A 23,246-nucleotide genomic window follows, 5' to 3' on the forward strand; every position below is an offset into this window, starting at 1 on the left:
CGAGGTGTCGCGGGCATGGAGGGCAGGAGAGGAGCAGGTGCCCGGCGGGGCGCGGGTCAGGCCTCGGGGTCGTCGGCCTCCAGCAACCAGGTCGCCAGGCGGCTGTCGGGGTCGTCGGCGAGGCGGTCGGGGTGGCCGTCCTCGACCAGGCGGCCGTCCTCGAACCACAGCACCCGGTCGGCGCCGCGCACGGTCTCGGGGTCGCGGCTGTGGATCAGCACGGTGCGGCCCTCCCCCAGCGCATCGAGCGCGGCGAGCACCTCGGCGCGCTCGCGCGGGGCGAGCTCGGCGTCGGCACGGTCCAGCAGCACCACCGGCGCATCGCGCAGCAGGGCGCGCGCGATGGCGATGCGTCGCCGGCGCCCGTCGGTGAGCGCGGCGCCGCGGCGCACCAGCAGCGTCTCGTACCCGTTCGGCAGCTCGGAGTGGAGGACGTCGGCGCCGCTGCGGCGCGCGGCCTCGGCGACCTCCAGATCGTCCGCCTCGGGCCGGCCGGCGCGGATGTTCTCGCGCACGGTCTCGGAGAACAGCGCCGGCTCGCGCTGGACGACGGCGAGCGCGCCGCGCAGGTCGGCCAGCGACAGGGAGCGGGTGTCGTAGCGGTCCAGCAGCACCCGCCCGGTCTCGGGCTGGTCGAAGCGCAGCAGGTAGGACAGCAGGGCGGAGGCCTCGGCGCCGCTGCGGTCCATGAGCGCGACGCGCTGACCGGCGGGGATGACGACGGAGATGCCGTCGAAGCGGGGGCCGCGCTCGGAGTGCGCGGTGATCGCGGAGAACATGACCTCGCCGCGCAGGCGGCCGACGCCGAGGGTGCGGGGCGGCTCGCCGATCGCGGCGGTGCGGGAGAGGAGGTCGGAGAGCCCGGACGCGGCGGCGACAGCGGACGCGATCTCGGCGCGGGAGCGGACGATCGCGCCGGCCAGGGGGACCGCGGCGAGGGTCGCAGCGAGCACGACGACGAGGTCGCCGGCGCTCGTTCCCCCGGGCTGCGCCCCGGCGAGCAGGACCACGGCGACCGCACCGGCCGCGCCGACGAGGGAGTGCGCGGCCAGGCCCAGCACCCGGCCGCGGCGGGCGGCGGAGCGGGAGCGGGCGGCACGGGCACCAATCTCGGCGAGGGTGCCGGCGGCGCGGTCCTCGAGGCCGTAGGACTGCACGGTGCGGGTCGCGGCGAGGAGCTCCTGGGCGGTGTCCGCGAGGGCGGCGGCGTCCGTCCTCGCGACGGTCTCGCGGCGTGCCCCGCTGCGTCCGGCCAGGATGCTGACCAGGTCAGCGAGGACCGCGGCCAGGATCGGTACGGGAGCCAGGGCCGGGGCGATCACGAGCACCGTGATCAGCAGCGTGACCAGCGCAATCACGGCCCCGAGGAGGCGCGGTCCGGCACGGCCGACGAGGTCGCGCAGGCTCGCCACGTCCTCGAGCAGCGGGGTCGCGGCGCCCTCGAGGTCCTCGATGTCCCGACCGGGGCTGAGGCGATGGAGGTGGTGCAGCAGGCGGGAGCGCAGCCCGGTCGCGGCGCGGGAGCCGGCGCCGTCCAGGGAGGTGGACGCGAGCGCGCGCAGCCCCACCCCGATCAGTGCGGCCACGGCGAGGCCGATCGCGGCCGGGAGGGCGGCCGACGGGCCGGCGCCGGCGCCGCTGACCGCATCGAGGCCGGCACGCAGGGCGAGGGGTGCGAGTGCCAGCGCGATCGTGCCGAGGACCAGGGTGATCCCGCCCGTGGCCAGGGCGGGTCGCTGCGGACGCAGGTGCGGGGCGAGCAGCTCGAAGGTCGCGGAGAGGGTGCCGCCGGGCCGGGCGGGCGGCGCGGGGACGAGGTCGGCCGGGCGGGAAGGGGCGGCGGGCGCCTCGTCGTGGTGGGCTGCGGCCGGCCCGGGCTGCGAGGGGCGGTGCGGGGGACGATGCGGCATCCGCTGCGCGACGGCGCCGCCGTTCTCCGAGGTCCTGGCGTCCCGCGGGTCCGCTCCTGCGGTGTCGCGGCGGGCGTCGGCGGGCAGCGCGTGGTCCTCGGCGGGCCGCCTCGACGGGGCGCCGGCGACGGGCGGCATGCCGTACGGGACGGTGCCGGCCTGCGCGGCGCCGGACTGCGGTGCTGCGACCTGCGGGTCTGCGTTCTGCGTGTCGGAGCCGAGCGGCTGGTCGACCACGTGCCAGTGCTCGCCGGACTCGGGGTCGCGGTCGGGTTCGACGTCGGGGGCGGTCGGGGTGTCGGTCTGGCCCGTCGCCGCGTCGGGCGCCGCAGCGAGGGGTGTGGCCGGGGCGGAGCTCTCAGGGGCAAGCTCGGCGACGGGGGGATCGGCGGCAGCGGGCTCCGCCGCGGAGGGCTCGGCCGTGGAAGCCTCGGCCGACGAGGGCTCGTCCGGCGAGGGCTCGGCGACGGGCAGCTCGTCGGTCGGCGGTTCCGGGCGCGGCTCCACGGGACCCTGCAGCCAGTCCTGCGCGCCCGCGGTGCCGTCGGCTCCCTGCTCGGACCAGACGTCGCGCGCCTCGGACGCGGACCATACGGGCGGCGAGGGCCTCTCCGAGACCGTCCCGGCCGCGGGGTCGTGCGGATCCGGCGCGTCGGCCGGCTCGGGGCCTGGCTGCTCGGGGGTGGCGTGCGCGGTCATCGGCTCGTCTCCTGCTCGTCTCCGTCGCTCCGCGCGGCGGCGGAGCATCCTCCAGTGTGGCATCACGACATCGCGACGCCGGCTGCCGGCGCTGGACCCGCTCCCGCGCCTGCACCTCCGCCCGCCTCTGCTCCGCGCACGCGCCTCCCCCGTGCTCCCGCACCTGCGCCTGTGCCTGTGCCTGTGCCTGTGCCTGTGCCTGTGCCTGTGCCTGTGCCGCGAGCGAAACTCGTCGCCCTCCCCTGGCCGCCCCCGGAGCCCACCAGTACAGTTTTCAAGGAACCATCTTCACCACCCCGTCGGCCGGCGCCCCGCGCGCCCCGGCCGCACCCGCCCCACCCGGAGGACCCGATGACCACGTCCCAGGACGCCCCGACCGACGCCGCCCCGCTGATCACGGTCGACGTGTGGACCGACGTGGTCTGCCCGTGGTGCTACATCGGCGAGTCCCGCCTCCAGGACGCGATCGAGGCCGAGGGCCTGACCGGTCAGGTGCACGTGCGCGCCCACTCCTTCGAGCTCGACCCCACCTCTCCCGTCGGCGGCTCGCAGGACAACATCGAGCACCTGGTGCGCGCCAAGGGCATGCCGGCCGAGCAGGTGCGCGAGATGGAGGCGCAGATCAAGGCCATGGCCGAGGAGATCGGTCGCGAGTACTCCACCGAGCGGCCGATGGCGAACACCCGGGGCGTGCACCGCGTGATGCAGGCGATCAGCGCGGCGCACGGGGCCGACGCCGCGACCACGTTCTTCCTCGAGCTGCAGCGCGGCTACTTCACCGGCGCGCTGAACCCCTTCGAGGCCGACGTGGTCCTCTCCCGCGCGATCGCCGCCGGTCTCGACGAGCAGGTCGCGCGCGAGGCGCTCGAGGGCGGCGCCCACGACGAGGCGGTCGAGGCGGAGGTGCGCGAGGCGGCCTCCATGGGCGCCCGCGGCGTGCCGTTCTTCCTGTTCAACGACAAGTACACGGCGCCCGGGGCGCTGCCGACGGACGCCTTCCGTCAGGCGCTGCGGCAGATCGCCGAGGAGGCGCGGGCCGAGCGCGGCGAGGCGGAGCAGGCATGAGCGACACCGACCGCACGCACGACGACGCCACCGAGGCAGCCCGCCGCCCCGCGAGCAGCGCCCACACCGCACAGCCCGACGCCGTCCGACCCGAGGCGACCGAGCCGGCCGAGGCCGCACCGCAGCCGCTGGCCTCGCTCTCCTCGCTGCTGGGCGGATCCTTCGCGGGCGGTCAGGCCTGCGACGCCGACGGCAACTGCGACTGACGCGACCCCCGAACGACCTCCAGACAGAACGGGACCGACCTCCGGAGAGGTCGGTCCCGTTCTGCGTGCGGCGGCTCCGCATCCGCGGGTGCTCAGCGGACGAGCAGCTCCTCGGTGCCGGTGCCCGGCAGGCTCAGGGTGACGGGGGTGCCCCACGGATCCTCGACCCGGACCGAGCGGCCGGTGTCGGCGAAGGAGAGGCCCGCGCGGCTGAGGCGGGCGGTCAGCGCGTCGAGGTCCTCGCGGCCGGGGAGGGTGATCGCCACGTCGGCGAGGCCCAGGGCGGTCGCGCGGGGGCCGGCGCCGCGGCTGTTCCAGCTGTTCATCGCGACGTGGTGGTGATAGCCGCCGGCCGCGGCGAAGAGCGCGCCCGGGTGGGAGCCGACGGTGGTCTCGAAGCCGAGGGTGTCGACGTAGAACCGGCGGGCGGTGTCCACGTCGCCGACCTGCAGGTGGACGTGGCCGACGATGCCGGGGCGCATGCCCGGGGTGGCGCTGACCTCGTCGGTCAGGTGCTCGGCGAGGTACTTGTTCGGATCGATGAACAGGGTGTCCATCGCGACCTGGCCGTTCGTCCACTGCCACTGGTCCCGCGGGCGATCCCAGTACAGCTCGATGCCGTTGCCCTCGGGGTCGGTGAAGTAGAAGGCCTCGGAGACGAGGTGGTCGCCGGTGCCGGCGAAGCGCGAGCGGGGGTCCTGCGCGGCGCGGAGCACGGTGCCGGCGAGGGACGCCTGGTCCTCGAACAGGATCGCGGTGTGGAACAGGCCGGCCTGGCTCGGGTCGACGCCGGGCAGCCCGGGGGTGGCGACGAGGCGGAAGAAGGGGACGTCGCCGCGGCCGAGCACGCGGTGGACCTCGCCGTTCGCACGGGCGCGCTCCTCGATCGGGGACAGCGCGAGGGCGTTCTCGTAGTAGGAGCTCATCAGCTCGAGGTCGCCGACGCGAAGGGTCACGGCGTCCATGGCGAGATCGGCGGAGAGGTGCTGCTCGCCGACGGTCGGGGCGGCGGAGGCGGAGGTCAGGGGCGAGGCGGTCATGATGCTGCCTTTCGTGCGGCGGGCGTTGGGACCAGCATGCGCCGGGTTGATATAAACTTCAAGCATTAACTGTTCGTGGGTGCGCCACGCCACAGCTGCCGGCCCACGGAGCGCGTGGGGCCGATCAAGCGGCGGGCCGACGGGCAGGTGCTGGGCATCCCCGGGCAGGACCGAGGGCGGTGAGCACTGCTCACCGCCCTCGTGCCGAGTCCGCTCTCCCCTGCCGACCCGGGGTCCTCCCGCCTCGACCCCCGTTGCCGGAGGGAGGCGATGAATAGACAGTAGGCCCGCCGAGAGCCCGTCCCGCGGGACTCAGGTCCCGTCGACCGGACGCCGCTCTGCCGGCGGTGTCGCGCACGGGCCGATGGTGAGGCGAAGTGCATACATGGCCGGCTCGCACCACCTTAGGCCCGTCGACGACACGGGAGGCCGCTGGTCGCAGCGCCGATCCGGGTCAGTCCCCGGCGCGCAGCAGCGGCGGGACGAGCGAGGTGCCGGAGCCCGCGCGGTACAGCCGGGCCGGGCGTCCGCCCGTCGGCGCCGCGTGGCGGTCCAGCTCCACCAGGAAGCCCTCGGAGCGGGTGGCCTTGCGGTGGAAGTTCCCGGCGTCCAGCGAACGGCCCCAGACGCTCTCGTACACCCCGCGCAGCTGCGAGATCGTGAACTCCTCGGGCAGGAAGGTCACCGCCAGGGTCGTGTACTCGAGCTTGCTGCGCGCCCGCTCGACCGAGGCCTCGAGCACGGTGGCGTGGTCGAAGGCGAGGGAGATGCCGTCGAGGTCGGCGATCGACCACCAGCGCGCATCGGCCACGTCCTCACCGCGCAGGGGGTCGGGCAGGTCCGCGCCGAGGGCCATGAACGCGACGGAGACGACATGACCGCGCGGGTCACGGCCGGGGGCGCCGAAGGTGCGCACCTGCTCGAGGTGCACGGCGCCGCTGCCCAGGGACGCCTCGTCGGAGAGCACCCGGTAGGCGGCGCCGTCGAGGTCCTCACCGTATTCGATGAAGCCGCCCGGGAGGGCCCACGACCCCTTGTGCGGCTCGTCGTCGCGCTGGATCAGCAGCACGCTCAGCTCACCGCCGCGGAGCGTCAGGACGATCAGGTCGACCGCGACGTGGATCTCGGGGACGCTGCTCTGGGGCGAGGAGGACATGCGTCCACGATAGGCGGGGTTCTGGTCACTGTGACACCAGTTGGTCGGGCGACTCACAGGTAATCTCCGCGCAGGCGCGTGACCTGCACGGACAGGTGCCGACGGGTCGCGCACCCCGGCGCGTCGCCCGTCGGCCCGTCCGGCTCACTCGGAGAGCCAGCGGCCCCACTTGTCGGCACGGTGCTCGGCCTCGACCAGGCGGACCGTCCCGGAGGTGGAGCGCATGACGATCGACTCGGTGACGATGCGGTCGTGGCGGTAGCGCACGCCGCGCAGCAGGTCGCCGTCGGTGATGCCGGTCGCCGCGAAGTAGCAGTTGTCCGAGGTGACCAGGTCGTCCGTGGTCAGCACGCGGTCCAGGTCGTGGCCGGCGTCGATCGCCCTCTGCCGCTCCTCGTCGTCGGTCGGGGCGAGGCGGCCCTGGATCATGCCGCCGGTGGCCTTCACCGCGCATGCGGCGATGATGCCCTCGGGGGTGCCGCCGGTGCCCAGCAGCATGTCCACCCCGGCGCCGCGGGCGGCGGCGATCGCGCCGGCCACATCGCCGTCCATGATGAACTTGACGCGCGCGCCCGCCTCGCGGATCTCCTGCACCAGCGGCTCATGGCGCGGCCGCTCGAGCACGCACACGGTGACCTGGTTGACGGGCTTGTCCAGCGCCTTCGCGACGAGCTTGATGTTCTGCTCGATCGGCAGGCGGAGGTCCACGTACTCCGCCGCCTCGGGCCCCACCACCATCTTCTCCATGTAGAACACGGCCGAGGGGTCGTACATGCTGCCCTTCTCGGCGACCGCGAAGACGGCGAGGGCGTTGTTGTAGCCGAGCGCGGTGAGGCGGGTGCCGTCGATCGGGTCGACCGCGACGTCGACGTCGGGGCCGGTGCCGTCGCCGACCTGCTCCCCGTTGAACAGCATCGGCGCCTCGTCCTTCTCGCCCTCGCCGATCACGACCGTGCCGTTCATCTGCACGGTGTCCATGAAGGAGCGCATGGCGTCGACGGCGGCGCCGTCGGCCCGGTTCTTGTCGCCCGCGCCCACCCAGCGGCCGCCGGCGATGGCGGCGGCCTCGGTGACGCGCACGAGCTCGAGGGCGAGGTTGCGATCGGGGGCGGTAGGAGTGGAGGCAGGGTTGGTCATCGGGGGTCTCCCTCGTCGTCGAGTGCGGGTCGTCGCATGCGTGCGCCGGGCGTCCTGACCTGCCGGGGCGACAGGCCGATCGGTGCCTGACGTGCGAGTCCGACTGTAACCGACAGGCGCGGCGTCGGGCCGGGACGGACGGTCGCCCGTCACCGGCCGCTCACCGGGAGGTCGCGCGATGCTCACCGGGCACGTGCCCGCCGAGCAACGGGCGCAGACTTCCGCGTCCTCCCCGTGACCTCGGCGCCCTATGGCGGGCGAGGTCACGGAGAGGACGCGGAATCATGCGCAACCGCAGCGGCTCAGACGGAGAGCACCTCCGCGGCGGCCCCGGTGCGGGAGCTCTCGTAGGCCGCGAGGATGATGCCGAGCACGGCGATGCCCTCGTCCTCGGTGTTCAGCGGGCGGCGGCCCGTCTCGAGGCAGGTGACGAAGTCCGCGATCTCGGCGGCGAAGGTGTCCACGCTCTCGTGCTCGACGACCTGCTCCTCCCCGCCGCGCAGCTTCACGCGCAGGGTGGTGCCGTCGGAGGAGAGCGAGCCCTTCTCCCCGACCACCGAGAAGCGGTCGGTGCCGGGCGCGGCCTCGTAGGCCCAGGAGGTCACCAGCTGCCCCACCGAGCCGTTGTCGAAGCGGACCAGCACCTGCGCGGAGTCCTCGCCCTCCATGAACTTCAGGCGGTGGGTGGACATCATCGCGAAGGCGGAGACCGGCTTGCCGCCGGAGAGGTGCATGAGCAGGTAGGTGGGGTGGTAGCCGGTGTCGATGTACTCGCCGCCGCCGCTGGTCGCGGCGTGGGCGCGCCAGCCCATGTTCGCGGGGTCGAAGTCGTTGTAGAACGAGTCGGTGGTGCGCACCTCGTAGACGTCGCCCAGCTGCCCGGAGTCGATGATCTCCTTCGCCTTGGCGACGGCGGGGAGGAACAGCTGGTTGTGGGCGCACATGAGAGTGACGCCGGCCCTCTCGACGGCGGCGCGCACCTCGGCGGCCTCCTCGCCGGTCAGGCACAGCGGCTTCTCGCACAGGATGTGCTTGCCGGCCTCGGCCGCGGCGACGATCGCGTCGCGGTGCAGGTGGTGGGGCAGGCAGATGTCGACGGCGTCGACGTCCGGGTCCTTCACGAGCTCGTGGAAGTCGGCGTAGCCGGTCGCGCCGGTCTCCTCGGTGCGGGCGGCGAGGGCCTCGGGGTTCACGTCGGCGATCGCGGTGATGCGGGCGCGGTCGGTGATCGCGGCGTAGCCCTTGAGGTGGGCGTTGGCGATGCCGCCGCCGCCGATGATGCCGATGCGGACGGGGAGGGTGACGGTCATGGGTGCTCCTTGGAGGTCTGCGGTGCGGTCGTGCAGGCCGGGCCGACGGGATCGGTCCCGGCAGGTCATGAGGCGGCCGACGGCCCGAACCGTCGGCCGCCGGGGTCAGGCGCTCGCGGCGCTGTTGGCGGCGACGGTCAGGGCGGTCAGCGCGCGGGCGCGGGCGAGGTTCTCGCTGGTCGGCACCCCGCTGCGGATCGCCTCGACCCACTGGTCGAAGGGGGCGGGCCCGTCGGCCGGGAGCGGGAGGTCCTCCCACCCGTCGGCCGTGCCGAGCCGCATCCGCTTCTCGGCGTCGTCGTACTGCACGGTCCCGGCGGTGCCCTGCACCTCGATCGAGAAGGGGCTGGCGGGGGTGACGAAGCCGGTCTCGATCACGCCGATCGCGCCGTCCGGGGTGGTGATCGTGACGACTGCGTTGTCCTCGACGCCGCGGCCGGTCATGTCGGTGTAGCTCGCGCGGACGGTCGCGGCCTCCTCCCCCAGGATCAGCTGGGTGAGGTAGACGGGATGCGCGGCGAGGTCGGAGAACGCGCCGCCGATCGCCTCGGCCGGGTCGTAGAAGCGCGCGGGCAGCCAGTCGGCGATCGAGCCGTTATGGGCCAGGCGCACGCGGGAGTAGGTGAGGCGGCCGAGCCGGCCCGCGTCGAGCACCTCGCGCAGGGCGAGGGTGTAGGCGTGCGCGAGGCGCGGCAGGGACACGGTGATCTGCACGCCCGCGGCCTCCGCGGCGCTGGTCAGGGCGTCGCAGCCCTCCACCGTGGGCGAGAGCAGCTTCTCGGTGAAGACGTGCTTCCCGGCGGAGATCACGCGGCCCAGGATCTGGTCGTGGTCGGTGGTGGCGGTGGTGTTGGTGACGCCGTCGAGGTCCTCGCGGGCCAGCAGCGCCTCGAGGTCCGCCTCGAAGGGGACGCCGAGGCGGTCCGCGAGCTCGCGGCCGCGCTCCGCGTCGTCGTCCCAGACGGCCACGAGCTCCGTGTCCGGGTGGTCGATCGCGGCGCGGCCGTACTCCTCGGCGTGGACGTGCCAGGCGGAGAGCACGGCGATGCGCAGGGGGTGGGTCATGAGGTGGGGTCCTTCTTCCCGTCGTGGTCGGGGGTGGGGCGCCGGCCCGGGCGGGCCGACGGGTCTCAGGGGTCGGCCGCTTCGGCCGACGGGTCGATGGGTCGGCCGCTCGGGCCGACGGGTCGGGGCGGCGGCAGGGGCCCGACGAGCCCCTACCGCCGTCGGTCAGCTGCCGGGCACGGGGCTCGGCTGCCCGTAGGTGTCCGGCATCCGGTACCCCTCGAAGAGGTCCATCTTCGGGGCGATCATCGACTGGTTGTCGGCGACCGCCGCGGCCGGGGTGCGGGAGCCGAGCGCGACCGAGGAGCGGGCGCGGGTGAGGGTGTCCCACATCGCCGAGCCGACGGGCAGCGGCGGGCGGGAGGTCGAGTTCGGCAGCATCTGCCGGAACAGCTCGGCCTTGGGGTTGTACGTCCCCTCCTCGATGGCGCGGAGGTTCGTGGGGAGGTTGCCGAACTGAGGCACCACGGTGGACTGGCCCTGGAAGCCGGCGTAGAACTTCAGGAACTCCCAGAGGGTCCTCGTGATGTTCGCGCCGGCGGGGATCACCAGGCACTGCCCGCCGGACCAGGTGTAGGTCGGATCGCCCTCCTGCGCGACGGGCAGATAGGTGAACTTCAGCGGCAGGTCCGGGGCGTACTTCTCGTTGCCGGAGATCTGCCAGGGGCCGGTGATGTCGATCGCGAGCCGTCCGCTGAACATCGCCGTCTGGGTGGGCGGCGCGTTCGGCGGCTGGTAGGTTGCCATGAAGGCGTCGACCGTCGCGTACGGGAAGCGCTCGGCCCAGTCCGCGTACAGCTGGAACACCGACTCCCACTCGGGCGAGTCGAGGGTGACGGTCGCGCTGTCGTTGTCGTACGCCTGGGCGTCGAGCCCGAAGGCCCAGGTGTACGGCCAGCCCTCGCCGAGCCAGGGCGCGAAGCCGAAGCGGGTGTAGTTCCCGCGGTCGTCGGTCTCGACGACCTGCTCGACGACGTCGCCGAGCTGGTCCCAGGTGATGACGTGCTTCGCGGGGTCGAACAGGTCCAGGTCCACCCCGGCGTCCCGCAGCACGTCCTCGTTGTACATCAGGCCGCGGGCGTCGGTGGTGCAGGGCAGTCCGTAGAGCTTCCCTTCGTAGGTCAGCTCGTCGACCGCGAACTGGATCCACTGGGACTTGAACTCCTCCGGGGAGACGTCTTCGTACTTCTCGATGAGGTCGTCCAGCGGCTCGAGCAGCCCGATGGAGGCGTTCTGCACCGCGTTGAAGCGGTCCATCCACCACAGGTCCGGGGCGGTCCCGCCGCGCACCGCGGTGATGATCTGGGACATGTCGGCCACGCCGGAGGAGGGCACCTGATCGATGTAGATCTGGGCGTCCTTCCCGGCGTCGGTCTCCAGGAAGGCGTCGCGGACCTGCTCGTCCTTGTCCTTGTCGGCCGCGCCGACGCCCCAGTAGCGGATGACGTTCGGCCCCGCGTCGGGGGAGGAGGCGCAGGCGCCGAGGCCCAGGCCGAGGCCGGCGGCGGTGGCGCCGGCGAGGAGGGATCGCCTCGAGATCACTTGAAGCCTCCGATCGTGATGCCGCGGATGAAGTACCGCTGGAAGACGAAGAACAGGACCAGCAGGGGCAGGATCACCAGGAACGATGCGGCCATCAGCAGGTTGAAGGAGACGTCCTGCGCATTGACCGAGCGGAACGCCTGCAGACCGATTGAGAGGGTCTGGACGTCCTGGTCCTGCAGGTAGATCAGCGGTCCCATGAAGTCGTTCCACGAGGCGACCGCGGCGAAGATCGCGACGGTGGTCAGCGCCGGCAGCGAGGTCGGGAACGCGATGGTCCACAGGATCCGCCACTCGCTGGCGCCGTCCACGCGTGCGGCGTCGAGCATCGCCCGGGGGATCTGCAGCATGAACTGGCGCAGCAGGAACACGTAGAACGCGGAGCCGAAGGCCGCCGGGATGATCAGCGGGAACAGCGTGTTGACCAGTCCCAGCCGCGCCCACAGGTCGAACATCGGGATCAGCGTGACCGGGAAGGGCAGGAACAACGTCGCGATGACGACGTAGAACATCTTGTCCCGGCCCGGCCAGTCGATGCAGGCGAAGCCGTAGGCGATCACGAAGTTCGACAGCACCGAGAGCACCACCACCGAGACGGTGATGATCGCGGAGTTCGCGAAGAACTGCAGGAACGGCATCGCGGTGACGGCGTCGACGAAGTTCCCGAACTCCCAGCTCTGCGGGATCAGGGTGGGCGGGAACTGCGCCAGCTCCTCGTCGGACTTCAGCGCCGAGGCGATCATCCAGTACAGCGGGAGCAGGAACAGAAGGCTCAGCGCGATCATCACCACGCGGGCGATGGCGGTGGAGTACCAGGGGCGGGGCGTGCCGTCGGCCCGACGGTTGTACTGCTCGGCGCCCGCCTTCTTGGAGCGGACGACCTTCGAGGTGTCGGTCTGGATCATGCTGCTCATCAGCCGGCCTCCACGTCGTAGTTCACGAACCGGCGCGAGAGCCAGAAGATCAGCAGGGCGAGGGCGAGGCCGACGAGGAACAGCAGCACCGCGAGCGCGGAGGCGTAGCCCAGCTCGGCGAAGCCGAAGGCGTTCTTGTAGAGGTACATCATGTAGAACAGCGCGCCCGCGTCAGGGTCGCCGGTGCCGTTGGTGACGATGTACGCCTCGGTGAACACCTGCAGGGCGCCGGAGACGCCGGTGATCAGGTTGAACAGCAGCACCGGGGTCAGCAGCGGGAAGGTGATCGAGACGAACTGCCGGATCGGTCCGGCGCCGTCCACGCGCGCCGCCTCGTAGACGGTGCGCGGCACGTTCCGCAGACCCGCCAGGAAGATCAGGGCGGCGTTGCCGGCGCCGAGCTGCGCCATCAGGATGATCGCGATCTTCACGCCCGTCGGGTCCCCGAGCAGGTTCACGTTCGAGCCGCCGAAGAGGCCCAGGACCTGGTTGAACACACCGAACTGCGGGTTCAGGAAGACGATGAAGATGAACGACATCGCGAAGGCCGGGATGAGCGAGGGGGCGTAGAAGATCGTGCGGTACAGCGCCACCTCGCGCACGTTCTGGTTCATCGCCAGCGCCAGGGACAGCGCCACGATCAGGCCCAGCGGCACCGCGATCACGGCGTAGAAGACGGTGTTGCCCACCGAGGTCCGCACCAGCGGGTCCATGAAGGCGGTGACGTAGTTCTGCAGGCCCACCCAGGTGGGGGCCTCCATGCCCGAGTAGCGCGTGAAGCTCAGCCCGATCGAGTACGCGACCGGGTAGACGATGAAGATCAGCACGCCGACGATCCAGGGCGAGATGAACAGCAGCCCGGTGCGCAGGTTGTGACGGCGGACCGTCGACCTGCCCGGGCGGGGACGCGCGGGCTGCGCTGCGACGGCCGCCCGGGCGGCGGCGATGCCGGGACCCGCGGTGCGCGAGTCGACTGCCTGGGGTGAGCTCATCGGTCCCTCCTTCCACTGAAGGGCACGACGTCCGTGTCGTGCCGGTGAGGTGCTCGGCCGCTGCTGCGGGGCCGAGGGGGCCGCGCGAGGCGGGCACCCGACCCGGGCGGAGTCGCCTCCGATCCCGGGACCGACGCCGCGGTGCGACGCTGGTGACGTACATTACTCACACCGTTGGACTAAAGGGAAGGGGCCGACGGGAGATACTCGGGATCCACAGACGGGATCCGGACATTCCGGGAGGCGAGGGTGTGGTGGGGATGCAGGGCAGGACGATGCTCGACCTCGGTCAGCGCAACGAGCTGATCGTGCTGGACGCGGTGCGCAGCGCCCCCGAGGGGACCTCGCAGTCCGAGGTGGTCACCACCAGCGGGCTCTCCCGCCAGGCGGTCTCGCTGATCACCCGGCGCCTGCGGGAGCGGGGCCTGATCGAGACCGACGGGACCCTCGCCGGCTCCCGCGGCAAGCCCCGCACGGTGCTGCGGATCGTGCCCACGGCGCAGCTCGCGGCCGGCGTGCACCTGGACCCCTCGCAGATCGCGCTGGTCGTGGTGGACCTGCTGGGCAGGCCGGTCCTGCACCGCTCGCTGCCGGCGCCGACGGACTCCCCTGCCGAGGACATCGCCCGGATCGCGGACGCCCTGCGCGGGATGCAGGAGACGCTCGAGGCGGAGGGCTGGCGCACGCCCGGCGGCGCCACGGCGCGCGAGGCGATGCTCGGGATCGGCGTCGCGAGCCCCGGCGGGATCGACGTGCGGCGCGGACTGGTGGTGAACCCGCCCTGGCTGCCGGGCTGGCGCGGCGTGCCGCTGGTGCAGGAGCTCGGCGCCGCGACCGGGCTGCCGGTGGTGCTCGACAAGGACACCAACGCCGCGCTCACGGCCGAGAACTGGTCCGCCGGCCGGCGGCCCGAGGAGCGGGTGCAGGAGGAGACCGTGCTGTACGTCTTCGCCGGCGCCGGGATCGGCTCGGCGGTGAGCGTCGGCGGGCGCGTCCACCACGGCGCCGCGGCGCTGGCTGGGGAGATCGGCCACCTGCCGACAGGGCTGGATGGGGAGATGTGCGGCTGCGGGCGCCGGGCCTGCCTGAGCCGGTTCACGGACGTCTCCGTGCTGCTGGCCGCGATGGCGGAGGCGGGGCTGCCCGACCCCGAGCGGTCGGGCGGCGGGTGCCCCGACTCGCTCGCACCGTTGGCGCGCGCGGCGCAGGACGGGGAGCCGGTCGCCGCGGCGCTGCTCGAGGGCTACGGCGCCGCGCTCGGCGAGGCGCTGCGCAGCCTCGTCGGCATCCACGACCCGCACCGGGTGGTGCTCGGCGGGCCGCACTGGGACGTGCTCGCCCCGCACGTGCTGGCGAGGATCGAGGAGCGGGTGCGGCGGGACGCCCCGCCCGAGCAGGTGGCGATCGAGTCCTCGCAGCTCGGCGACGGGGTCGGCGCGCTCGGCGCGGCGGCGCTCTTCCTGCAGCGGGAGCTCTCCCCCGCCGTGCGCTGACCCTCCCCTCGCGCTGCCGCGCAGGCCCCGCCGCAGCCGACGTGCGAGTCCTGCCGCACACAAATGCGCTCTCTGCGTGACCTCAACCGCCATAGGGCATTGAGGTCACACAGAGAGCGCAGAAGTTTGCGGGCGGCGGGGGCAGGGTGACGGGGCTTGGGCAGGACCGGAGGCAGAGGGCGGGGAGGCAGAGGCCACGCGGCGGGGGCGCGTAGGCTTCGGTGCGGCGGCGCCGCACGGGCGTCCTGCGCCGGGAGCCGGCGCCCCGCCCAGAATGCCGACGAGGTCATGCCATGAAGCAGTTCACCCTCCCCCACACCGACATCACCGCCCCGAACGTCGTGCTCGGTCTGATGCGGATCGCCGAGAAGTCCGACGACGAGATCCGCACCCTGGTCCGCACCGCACGCGACGCCGGCATCGACTTCCTCGACCACGCCGACATCTACGGCGGGCAGAAGCACCGCTGCGAGGAGCGCTTCGCCGAGGCTCTCGCACTGACCCCGTCGGAGCGCGACCAGGTCACCATCCAGACCAAGGCCGGGATCGTCACCGACGGCCCGTACTTCGACTACAGCTACGAGCACCTGGTCGAGTCGGTCGAGGGATCGCTGAAGGCGCTGCGCACGGACCGCATCGACATCCTGCTGCTGCACCGCCCCGACGCCTTGGTCGAGCCGGAGGAGGTCGCGCGTGCCTTCGACGAGCTGCACGCGAGCGGCAAGGTGCGCCACTTCGGCGTCTCCAACCACACCCCGCGCCAGATCGAGCTGCTGCAGAAGCATCTGGACCAGCCGATCGTCGCCAACCAGCTGCAGCTGTCGATCACGCACTCGACGATCATCGCCCAGGGCGTCGCCTCGAACATGCAGGGCACGGACCAGGCGCTGGTGCGCGACGGCGGCGGGATCCTCGACTTCTGCCGCCTGAACGACATCACGGTCCAGGCCTGGTCCCCGTTCCAGGCGGGCTTCTTCGACGGGGTCTTCCTCGGCCATCCGGAGCACGCCGAGCTCAATGCCGTCATCGACCGCCTGGCGGCGAAGTACGACGTGGCCCCCGAGGGCATCGCGACCGCATGGATCACCCGCCACCCGGCGCAGATGCAGGTGGTGCTCGGCACCACCACCCCGCAGCGGGTCGCGGACTCCGCCGCCGGCTCCGAGGTGCCGCTGACCCGCGCCGAGTGGTACGAGCTGTTCCGCGCGGCCGGCTGGATCGTGCCCTGAGCCGACCCCTGCGGCGTCCCCCCGCGTCGGCGGGCCCCGCTCAGCAGATCCCACCGACGATCCCGAACGCCCGCAGTACATGCACCACGGCCAGGAGCAGCACGAACCCGGACACCCCGAGCACGACCCCGGCGTGCATCGGGAAGTGACGGGGGCGGCGCAGCTTCGAAGTGATCGCGAGGATCCCGCACAGCAGGCACACGCCAGCGGCGATCAGGGCGCCCGCGTCGAAGTACGAGCACTCGACCATCGCGCCGTTGACGGTGCGGGTGGAGGAGAACGTCAGCTTCAGGACGAAGGCGAGCAGGCCGACGACGAGCCCGACCCACAGGCTGCGCGGCGCGTCCCCCGGACGCATGGTGCTCTGGTCCTCGAAACGCTGGCCTGCGGTCATGGCTCCCCCTGGAGGTCGATGCGATGCCGGCCCTCCCCGGGGCCGTCGCCTTCAGTCTGGCCGACCCCCGCGCCGCCGTCGATGGGGAGAAGTCCCCGGGCGCGGGCAGGCGAGGACGGGCATCGCATGGCAACGGCTACCGCGCCGTCACCCCACCGGGGAGAATGGTCGGGATTCTCTCTATCCATCCAGGTGCCGCAGCGGAGCGGCGAGGAGGCACGGCTCATGGCGCAGCGTCGCATCGGTCTGATCGGCTACGGGGACGTCTCCGTCGTCCATGCCGGGGCGATCGAGGCGATCGACGGGCTCGAGCTCGTCGGCATCGCGGACGTCGACCCCGCCGCGCGGGAGCGCGCCGCCGCCGACACGGGGCTGCCGACCTTCGCGTGCGTCGAGGAGCTGATCGACGCCCTCGGCCCCGACGCCGTGCACGTCACCACGCCGCACGACCAGCACGTCGGCCCCTCCCTCACCGCGCTCGAGCGGGGCGTGCATGTGCTCCAGGAGAAGCCGCTCGCGCACACGCTCGCCGAGGGCGAGCGCCTGGTCGAGGCGCTGGACGCCGTCTCCGCCCCGCGGGCCGACGGCGGTGCGGGCGCGCCGAAGATCGCGATCTGCTTCCAGAACCGCTACAACCGCGGCAGCCAGGAGCTGCGCCGCCTGCTGGCGAGCGGGGACCTCGGCGCGGTCCGCGGCGCCTATGCGTCGGTGGTCTGGTCGCGCACTGCGGAGTACTACGCGGCCAAGCCGTGGCGCGGCCGCTGGGAGACCGCGGGCGGCGGGCTGCTGATCAACCAGGCGATCCACACCCTCGACCTCGTGCAGTGGCTGCTGGGCCCGGTCGAGCGGACCGAGGGACTGGTCTCGCAGAAGAAGTTCGCGGGCGTCGTCGAGACCGAGGACACCGCCGACCTCGTGCTCCATCACGCCTCCGGCATCACCACCACCTTCTACGGGACGCTCACCGCGCCGGTCGCGCGGCCCGTCGAGATCGAGGTCGAGACCGACAACGCCTATCTCGAGGTTCGCTCCGGCGCCGTCGGCGGTCTCACCGTGCGCTGGAAGGACGGGCGGGTGGACTCTTTCTCCGACCGGGTCGCGACCGCGGGAGGCCGCTCCTACTGGGGCGTCTCCCACGAGGAGCTGATCCGCGACTTCTACGCCGGGCTGGACTCCGAGGCGCCGTTCTGGATCGGGCCCGCCGAGGCGATGGACTCGCTGCGGATCCTCAAGGACGCCTACCGCAACAGCGGCGTCGGGAACTGACCCCGCCTGGCCCGGTGGCGTTCGCATCGCCGGACCGTCGGCACCAAGGGGCCTCCAGCGGCACGCCGCGACGACTGTCGTCGCACCGTGCCGCTGGAGGCCCCTTTCTGCAGGTGCCCGCAGCGCACCGGCCGCGCAGGCCGGCGAGCGGGGCTCAGATGATCGGGTGGCCCTCCTTGCGGGCCTCGCGCGCGTCCTTCGCGAAGCCGCGCACGATCGTGATGAGGATCCCGAGCACGAGCACAGGCCACATGAGCACGTAGGCGGTCAGCAGAGCGGTCATGGTCTCTCCTTCGGGGAGCGGGGCCGGCGCACGGCCGGCAGGGTCGGTGGTCGGGGCGGCCCCGTCGTCGCGGGGCCGCCGGCGGTGAGGGTGCCGACGGGTCAGCGGACCGGGCCGCGCCCGGCGAGGCGGTCGTCGTCGGCGAGGCCCTCGCGGTCGGAGGCGAGCGTCTCCTCGTCGAAGTCGCCGGTGACCTTCTGGATCACCGAGAAGTCGAAGTCCTGCGAGGAGCGGACGCTGAGCGCCCAGCACACCAGGAACGAGACGGCGTAGGCGACGAGCGATCCCGAGAGGGTCTCGTAGTCACGCAGGTATCCGAACCCGAAGGGCAGCACCGCGATGGTCGCCGTCGCGCCGATCACGATCGCGGCGCGCAGTCCGAAGAACCCGAACGCCATGATCCCCAGCACGACGCCCACGCCGATGATCGCCAGCAGCTCGACCACCAGCGCCCAGGCACCCTCGAGCGGGAGCAGCTCGAAGCGCACCGGAAGGAACACCACCAGCGCGGCGATCACGGAGAGGGTGAAGGCGCGGTTGGTGACCTTCTTCCAGTAGAAGGAGGCGATGACCGGGAACACCAGGCAGCCCCACAGGGCGCCGACGAACACCAGCAGGTCCAGGATGTTGAAGCGCGCGGTGGCGAAGTAGAGCGCGAGGCCCGTCGCGACGATCATCGTGATCCGGCCGATGAGCAGCATGAGCTTCGGGTCGACGTTCTTCCGGCCGACGGACTGGCCGTAGACGTCGGTCATCACGATCGAGCTCAGCGCCGCGAGGTCGGAGTCCGCGGTGGAGGACAGCGAGCCGATGATCATCACGAAGGCGAGAGCGACCAGGGCGACGGGCAGGTAGGTGCCGACCATCTGCGGCATCAGGTTGTTCACGTCGCCGCCCATGGGCTCCACGCCCAGGTACAGCGCCATCACGCCGAGCATGCCCACGCCGATCACGGTCGCGCCGTAGCCGACGGTCGCGGTGACGAAGGTGGGCTTGATGAGGTCCTCGCGCACGGCGAAGAGGCGCTGGGCGATGGTCTGGTTGCCGATCGCGTAGGCGAGCACCGCGGCGATGTAGGGGGCACCCTGGTTCATGAAGGCGTCGGAGGAGAAGAAGCTCTCCTGCTGCGGGGTGACGTTCCCGGCCGCGACCCCCTCGGCGAACATCGAGGGGCCGCCGGCGAGGAAGAACACCGACGGGATGATCACGACGGCCGCGCCGAGCATCGCCAGGACCTGCGCGAAGTCGGTCAGGACGGAGGCGCGGAAGCCGGACCACAGCGTGTACAGGAGCACGCCGCCGGCGATGATGAGGATGCCCGCGCCGAAGCTGAGCGGGGAGAGCATCGCGATGATCGCACCGCCGGCGATGAAGTTCGAGGTCAGCGAGATGACGGAGCCGAGCACGTTGGAGCCGGCGAGCATCAGCTGCGAGGAGCGGCCGTGGCGGGCGTACATCACCTCGGCGAGGGTGTGGGCGCGCGGGGCGACCTTCCGGATCCGCTTGCCGAAGGGGTAGATGAACAGGATCATCAGCGCGCCCCAGAGCCCGTAGTGGATGGGGCCGGAGACGCCGTAGGTGTAGCCGGCGGTCACCGAGGCGTACATCGAGGACGCCCAGATCCAGGTGGCGGTCATCGAGGCGGCGGAGACGCCGAAGCCGATGCGGTTGCCGGCGGTCATGTAGTCGTCGGCGTTCTCCTGCTTGCGGGAGATCGCCACGGACATCCACATCGTGCCCCCGTAGAACAGGAGCAGGAGCAGGGCGATCCCGATGATTCCCAGCTGGATGATCTCGCCTGAGGGAGCGGGCGGCATGGACTTCCTCTCGTCGCGGTGGACCGGTCACGTACAGCCGGTCCCCCGCGCCGTGGGGCGCTTCGGGCCAGGTGGGACCCCTCGCGGGGCCGACCGGCGATCGACCCCCGTCGCGGATCGCGTCGAACATCGCCCGGGCGAGGTCTCGCCTCTGCGCCGCATGGGGCGCGCCCTGACGGCGGGGACGGGTGGGCCCTCCCGGGCCGCTCCCCCGCCCTCGATCACGCGTGGAGTCGCATAGATACTCGCACAGACCTCAGGGGATTGCCAGGCAGCCGGTAACGAACGAGTAACTACTGCAGGTCACATGGTATTGCTGATTGTCAGACATTCGCAGGGTGGCGATCGGGACACCGTGGCTGCATGCGTCGCATACAGATGCAGGACGTTCCCTCGGCGCGCCCCTCCCCTGCGGCAGGACCGTCGGCGCCCTCCTCGGCCGGGGGCGCTCGCTCCCGCCCGCCCCACGGGCGGACGCGGCGTCGGACCTCCCGCCCTGCGCCCTACCCTCGAAATCATGACGCGCATCGGCATCGTGACCACCTCCCCCGGCGCCTTCACCTCCGCCGATCCCGACCGCGACTGCGCGCCGCTGGTCGCTGCCCTCCGCGATCGCGGCGTCGAGGCGGACTCGCTCGACTGGCACGACACGTCGGTCGACTGGGCCTCCTGGGACCTCGCCGTGCTCCGCAGCCCCTGGGACTACGCCCAGCACCCGGCGGAGTTCGCGGCGTGGCTCGAGCATGCGGGGACGCAGACCCGCGTGCTCAACGAGCCGAAGCTGATCCGCTGGAACATGGACAAGCACTATCTCCTCGAGCTCGAGGCCGCGGGGATCCCCGTGATCCCCACGAGCTACCACCGCACGCTCGACCCGGTCCGCGACGCCCTTGCGGCGCCGACGCAGGCCGCTCACGTGGTCGTGAAGCCCGCCGTCGGCGCGGGATCGCAGCGCACGGGCCTGTTCGCGCGCGAGGACCCCGCCGCGCTCGCCCTCGCCCGGGAGATCCTCGACGCGGGCGGGACCGTGATGGTCCAGCCCGAGGTGCCCGAGCTCTCCGAGGGCCTCGAGAAGGCGGTCTACACCCTCGACGGCCGCTTCACCCATGCGGTCGCCAAGGGCGCGCTGCTCGCCCGCGGCGGCGGACTGCGCGGCGGCCAGTACCAGGAGAACCCCCAGCTCGTGGGCGCCTCCGCCGACGAGCAGGCCTTCGCCGAGCGGGTGCTCGCGGCGGTCGCCGAGGTGACCGGCCTCGGCACGCCGCTGTACGGACGGATCGACCTGGTCGACTCGGCCGAGCACGGGCGGGTGCTGATCGAGGCGGAGCTGTTCGAGCCGACCTACAACCTGCACCTCGCTCCGGAGGTGACGGAGCTCTTCGTCGACGCGATCCTGGGACGGGTCCGAGCGACGGAGCCCGAGCGCTCGCTCTGAGCGCTCGGGGCGACGCCCCTCCCGCGGGAGGGGCCGGCGCCGCGAACAGGCCCCGTCCCCTCCCTCAGCGGTCCCGTCCGACCGGCCGCTCTCCAGCGTCGGTCAGCGCCCCGTCGGCACCGGCATCCCCTGCGGCGGCCGCGGCAGGCCGAGATGGTCGCGCAGAGTCGTCCCCTCGTACTCGCAGCGGAAGCGCCCACGCCGTTGGAGCACCGGCACCACCTGGTCCACGAACTCCTCGATGCCGCCCGGCAGGGTGGGGGGCATGAGGTTGAAGCCGTCGGCCCCTCCCCCATCGACCCAGCGCTCGATCTCGTCGGCCACCTGCTCCGGGGTGCCGATCACGGTCGCGTGGCCGCCGCCTGCGGCGAGGAGCCCCAGCAGCTCGCGGACGGTCGGGCGGGCGGTCTCGAGGATGCGCAGCACCGTGGCGTAGCGGCCCTTCGGCCCGGTGAACTCCTCCAGCGGCGGCAGCGGCGGGACGGGGGCGTCGAGCTCCCAGTCCGACGTGTCCTGGCCGACGAAGAAGGAGAGCTGGCGCAGCGAGTCCTGCACGGGCAGCAGGGCGTCGAGTTCGGCCTTGCGGCGTCGTGCCTCCTCCTCGGTCGAGGCGACGTAGGGGACCAGACCCGGCATGACGGCGAGGGCGTCGGGGTCGCGTCCGAGCGCCGCAGCGCGGGAGCGGATGTCGCTGCGATAGGTGCGGGCGGAGGCGAGATCCCAGGCCACGGCGTAGACCCCCTCGGCGTGTCGGGCGGCGAGCGCGCGCCCGGGCTCCGAGGCACCGGCCTGGAAGAGGACCGGGCGGCCCTGCGGCGGGGTCGGCACGTTCAAGGGCCCGTCGACGGCGAAGGCCTCCCCGCGATGCAGCGGCGGACGCAGGAGAGCGGGGTCGACGTAGGCGCCGTCCGGTTCGGCGAGGATGCTGTCCATCGGCCAGGAGTCCCACAGCCCCTGGAGCACCTCGAGGAACTCCCCCGCCGTGGCGTAGCGCTGCGCATGGCCCGGCAGGGCGGTCATGGAGTGGTTGCGAGCCTCCTCGTCGGTCATCGAGGTGACGACGTTGACCCCGGCCCGGCCGCGCGAGATGTGGTCCAGGCTCGCCAGCAGCCGGGCGGCGTGGAACGGGTCCCAGAAGGTGCTGGAGACCGTCGTGACCAGCCCGACCCGTTCCGTGGCGCGGGCCATCGCGGTGAGCGCGGTGAGCGGTTCGAGCATCCAGGCGGGGCCGCGCTCGACGCCGGCCGTGCCGATCGACTGGCCGTCGGCGAGGAAGACCGCATCGAGCCGGCCCCGCTCCGCGATCCGCGCGAGCTCCTCCCAGTACGTGATGTCCGCGAGGCGCTCCACCGAGGAGCCGGGCGCACGCCAGGCCGCGGAGTGGTGGCCGCAGGCATGGGCGAACAGGTTCAGTCGCACCGGGCGGCGGGCGGCGCCGGTCACGGAGGCATGGGCGTGGGCGGCCATCAGTCCATCACCAGCCCGCCGTCGACGACGAGGTTCTGCCCGGTGATCGCCCGTGCCCAGGGCGAGGCGAGGAGGAGCACGGCGTCGGCGAGCTCGGCGGGCGTGGTCACAGTGCGCAGCGGGGTGCTCGCGGCGATCGCGTCGAACACCGCCTCCGGGGTCGCGGAGCTCGCGTCGGTGGTGCGCAGCAGGCCGCCGCTGACCATGTTCACCGTGATGCCGCGGGGGCCGAGGTCGGCGGCGAAGGTGCGGGTCAGGGCCAGCAGCGCCGCCTTCGCCGCGGTGTAGTCGTGGTAGGGCACGACGGGGTGCTGGAGGAGGTTCGTGCCGATGTTGACGACGCGTCCCGAGCCGGCGCGGTCGAAGCCGGGCAGGGCGGACTGGATGGTGTGCAGCGCGCCCTGCACGGCGCCGGAGAACTGTCCCGCGAAGGCCTCGTAGCCGATCTCGTGCGCCTTCGCGCGGGCGTCCCCGTCGAAGGAGAAGCCGGCCAGGGCGTTGTTCACGACGGTGTCGACGGGGTCGCCGAACTCGGCCTCGGCCCGGGCGAACAGGTCCCCGACCTGGTCGCGCTCGCGCACGTCGGCGCGCACGGCGATCGCCCGGCCGGGGTGCGCGTCGGCGATCTCCCGGGCGGCGGCCTCGCTGGTGAGGTGGTCGATGACGACCCTGGCTCCCTCGCGGAGGAACGCCTCGGTGAGGGCCCGGCCGAGGCCGCGAGCGCCCCCGGTGACGAGCACGACCTGCGTCGAGAGCGGCGGGGCGGTACGGGAGGCGGGGGTGATCGGGGTGGAGGGGGTCATGGTCGTGCGGTCCTTTCAGGGCA

At 72.7% G+C, this 23,246-nt stretch carries 20 protein-coding genes; 6 read left to right on the plus strand and 14 right to left on the minus strand.

All coding sequences use genetic code 11. The features are described 5' to 3' along the window. Window positions 1-56 precede the first annotated feature (56 nt). Window positions 57-2,609 carry an ABC transporter ATP-binding protein gene (locus tag A4A78_RS01380; protein WP_062946650.1) on the minus strand — a complete coding sequence of 851 codons (2,553 nt, stop codon included), beginning with the start codon at window positions 2,607-2,609 and terminating at the stop codon, window positions 57-59. A 351-nt stretch (window positions 2,610-2,960) separates the two neighbouring features. Between A4A78_RS01380 and A4A78_RS01385 the strand changes: the two genes are divergently transcribed. Together A4A78_RS01385 and A4A78_RS01390 are read left to right on the plus strand one after the other, a co-directional pair. After that, entirely contained in the window at window positions 2,961-3,674 is a 714-nt protein-coding gene (locus tag A4A78_RS01385) for a DsbA family protein (protein ID WP_062946651.1), read from the plus strand. Continuing rightward, window positions 3,671-3,880: a hypothetical protein gene (locus A4A78_RS01390; protein WP_062946652.1), complete on the plus strand. Its 210-nt coding sequence runs from the start codon at window positions 3,671-3,673 to the stop codon at window positions 3,878-3,880. Before A4A78_RS01385 ends, A4A78_RS01390 begins: the two co-directional genes overlap by 4 nt. A gap of 92 nt (window positions 3,881-3,972) precedes the next feature. Here the strand turns inward: A4A78_RS01390 and A4A78_RS01395 are convergent, their stop codons facing one another. The 8 genes from A4A78_RS01395 to A4A78_RS01430 all read right to left on the minus strand — a co-directional run bounded on the left by A4A78_RS01395 (window position 3,973) and on the right by A4A78_RS01430 (window position 13,036). Further along, the gene (locus A4A78_RS01395; protein WP_062946653.1) at window positions 3,973-4,920 is read right to left on the minus strand and encodes a VOC family protein; all 948 of its coding nucleotides are present in this window, start codon (window positions 4,918-4,920) and stop codon (window positions 3,973-3,975) included. A 454-nt stretch (window positions 4,921-5,374) separates the two neighbouring features. Then, entirely contained in the window at window positions 5,375-6,076 is a 702-nt protein-coding gene (locus A4A78_RS01400; protein ID WP_062946654.1) for an NUDIX domain-containing protein, read from the minus strand. A gap of 144 nt (window positions 6,077-6,220) precedes the next feature. Further along, on the minus strand, window positions 6,221-7,213 hold the full coding sequence (gene glpX, locus A4A78_RS01405; RefSeq protein WP_062946655.1) for a class II fructose-bisphosphatase: 993 nt from the start codon (window positions 7,211-7,213) through the stop codon (window positions 6,221-6,223). A 302-nt stretch (window positions 7,214-7,515) separates the two neighbouring features. Beyond that, window positions 7,516-8,523 carry a Gfo/Idh/MocA family protein gene (locus A4A78_RS01410; RefSeq protein WP_062946656.1) on the minus strand — a complete coding sequence of 336 codons (1,008 nt, stop codon included), beginning with the start codon at window positions 8,521-8,523 and terminating at the stop codon, window positions 7,516-7,518. Window positions 8,524-8,628: 105 nt separating this feature from the next. Beyond that, entirely contained in the window at window positions 8,629-9,588 is a 960-nt protein-coding gene (locus A4A78_RS01415) for a Gfo/Idh/MocA family protein (protein ID WP_062946657.1), read from the minus strand. Between the two features lie 165 nt (window positions 9,589-9,753). Then, window positions 9,754-11,130, minus strand: a complete 1,377-nt coding sequence (locus A4A78_RS01420; protein WP_062946658.1) for an extracellular solute-binding protein — start codon at window positions 11,128-11,130, stop codon at window positions 9,754-9,756. Then, the gene (locus A4A78_RS01425; protein ID WP_062946659.1) at window positions 11,127-12,044 is read right to left on the minus strand and encodes a carbohydrate ABC transporter permease; all 918 of its coding nucleotides are present in this window, start codon (window positions 12,042-12,044) and stop codon (window positions 11,127-11,129) included. The genes A4A78_RS01420 and A4A78_RS01425 overlap by 4 nt, the downstream gene beginning before the upstream one ends. Next, window positions 12,044-13,036 carry a carbohydrate ABC transporter permease gene (locus A4A78_RS01430; protein ID WP_062946660.1) on the minus strand — a complete coding sequence of 331 codons (993 nt, stop codon included), beginning with the start codon at window positions 13,034-13,036 and terminating at the stop codon, window positions 12,044-12,046. The genes A4A78_RS01425 and A4A78_RS01430 overlap by 1 nt, the downstream gene beginning before the upstream one ends. Window positions 13,037-13,296: 260 nt before the next feature. Between A4A78_RS01430 and A4A78_RS01435 the strand changes: the two genes are divergently transcribed. Then, window positions 13,297-14,529, plus strand: a complete 1,233-nt coding sequence (locus A4A78_RS01435; RefSeq protein WP_062947924.1) for an ROK family transcriptional regulator — start codon at window positions 13,297-13,299, stop codon at window positions 14,527-14,529. Between the two features lie 293 nt (window positions 14,530-14,822). Continuing rightward, window positions 14,823-15,758, plus strand: a complete 936-nt coding sequence (locus A4A78_RS01440) for an aldo/keto reductase family oxidoreductase (protein ID WP_062946661.1) — start codon at window positions 14,823-14,825, stop codon at window positions 15,756-15,758. A gap of 40 nt (window positions 15,759-15,798) precedes the next feature. Here A4A78_RS01440 and A4A78_RS01445 read toward each other — a convergent pair whose 3' ends face one another. Further along, complete coding sequence (locus tag A4A78_RS01445; RefSeq protein WP_062946662.1) at window positions 15,799-16,152, minus strand: hypothetical protein; 354 nt, start codon at window positions 16,150-16,152, stop codon at window positions 15,799-15,801. A gap of 225 nt (window positions 16,153-16,377) precedes the next feature. Between A4A78_RS01445 and A4A78_RS01450 the strand changes: the two genes are divergently transcribed. Continuing rightward, entirely contained in the window at window positions 16,378-17,418 is a 1,041-nt protein-coding gene (locus A4A78_RS01450) for a Gfo/Idh/MocA family protein (protein ID WP_062946663.1), read from the plus strand. A 154-nt stretch (window positions 17,419-17,572) separates the two neighbouring features. Here the strand turns inward: A4A78_RS01450 and A4A78_RS18035 are convergent, their stop codons facing one another. Both A4A78_RS18035 and A4A78_RS01455 read right to left on the minus strand, forming a co-directional pair. Next, window positions 17,573-17,701, minus strand: coding sequence for a putative transporter small subunit (locus tag A4A78_RS18035; RefSeq protein WP_126988771.1), 129 nt, complete (start codon window positions 17,699-17,701; stop codon window positions 17,573-17,575). Between the two features lie 101 nt (window positions 17,702-17,802). Next, a complete protein-coding gene (locus A4A78_RS01455; RefSeq protein WP_062946664.1) occupies window positions 17,803-19,518 on the minus strand; it encodes a sodium:solute symporter family protein in 1,716 nt (571 codons plus the stop codon). A gap of 517 nt (window positions 19,519-20,035) precedes the next feature. Here A4A78_RS01455 and A4A78_RS01460 point away from each other — a divergent pair. Then, window positions 20,036-20,953, plus strand: coding sequence for a RimK family alpha-L-glutamate ligase (locus tag A4A78_RS01460; RefSeq protein ID WP_062946665.1), 918 nt, complete (start codon window positions 20,036-20,038; stop codon window positions 20,951-20,953). Between the two features lie 102 nt (window positions 20,954-21,055). Here the strand turns inward: A4A78_RS01460 and A4A78_RS01465 are convergent, their stop codons facing one another. Beyond that, the gene (locus A4A78_RS01465) at window positions 21,056-22,420 is read right to left on the minus strand and encodes an LLM class flavin-dependent oxidoreductase (RefSeq protein ID WP_062946666.1); all 1,365 of its coding nucleotides are present in this window, start codon (window positions 22,418-22,420) and stop codon (window positions 21,056-21,058) included. Continuing rightward, the gene (locus A4A78_RS01470; protein ID WP_062946667.1) at window positions 22,420-23,223 is read right to left on the minus strand and encodes a 3-oxoacyl-ACP reductase; all 804 of its coding nucleotides are present in this window, start codon (window positions 23,221-23,223) and stop codon (window positions 22,420-22,422) included. The genes A4A78_RS01465 and A4A78_RS01470 overlap by 1 nt, the downstream gene beginning before the upstream one ends. Window positions 23,224-23,246 lie beyond the last annotated feature (23 nt).

It is taken from the genome of Brachybacterium sp. sponge, from assembly GCF_001613775.1.
Lineage (GTDB): Bacteria > Actinomycetota > Actinomycetes > Actinomycetales > Dermabacteraceae > Brachybacterium > Brachybacterium conglomeratum.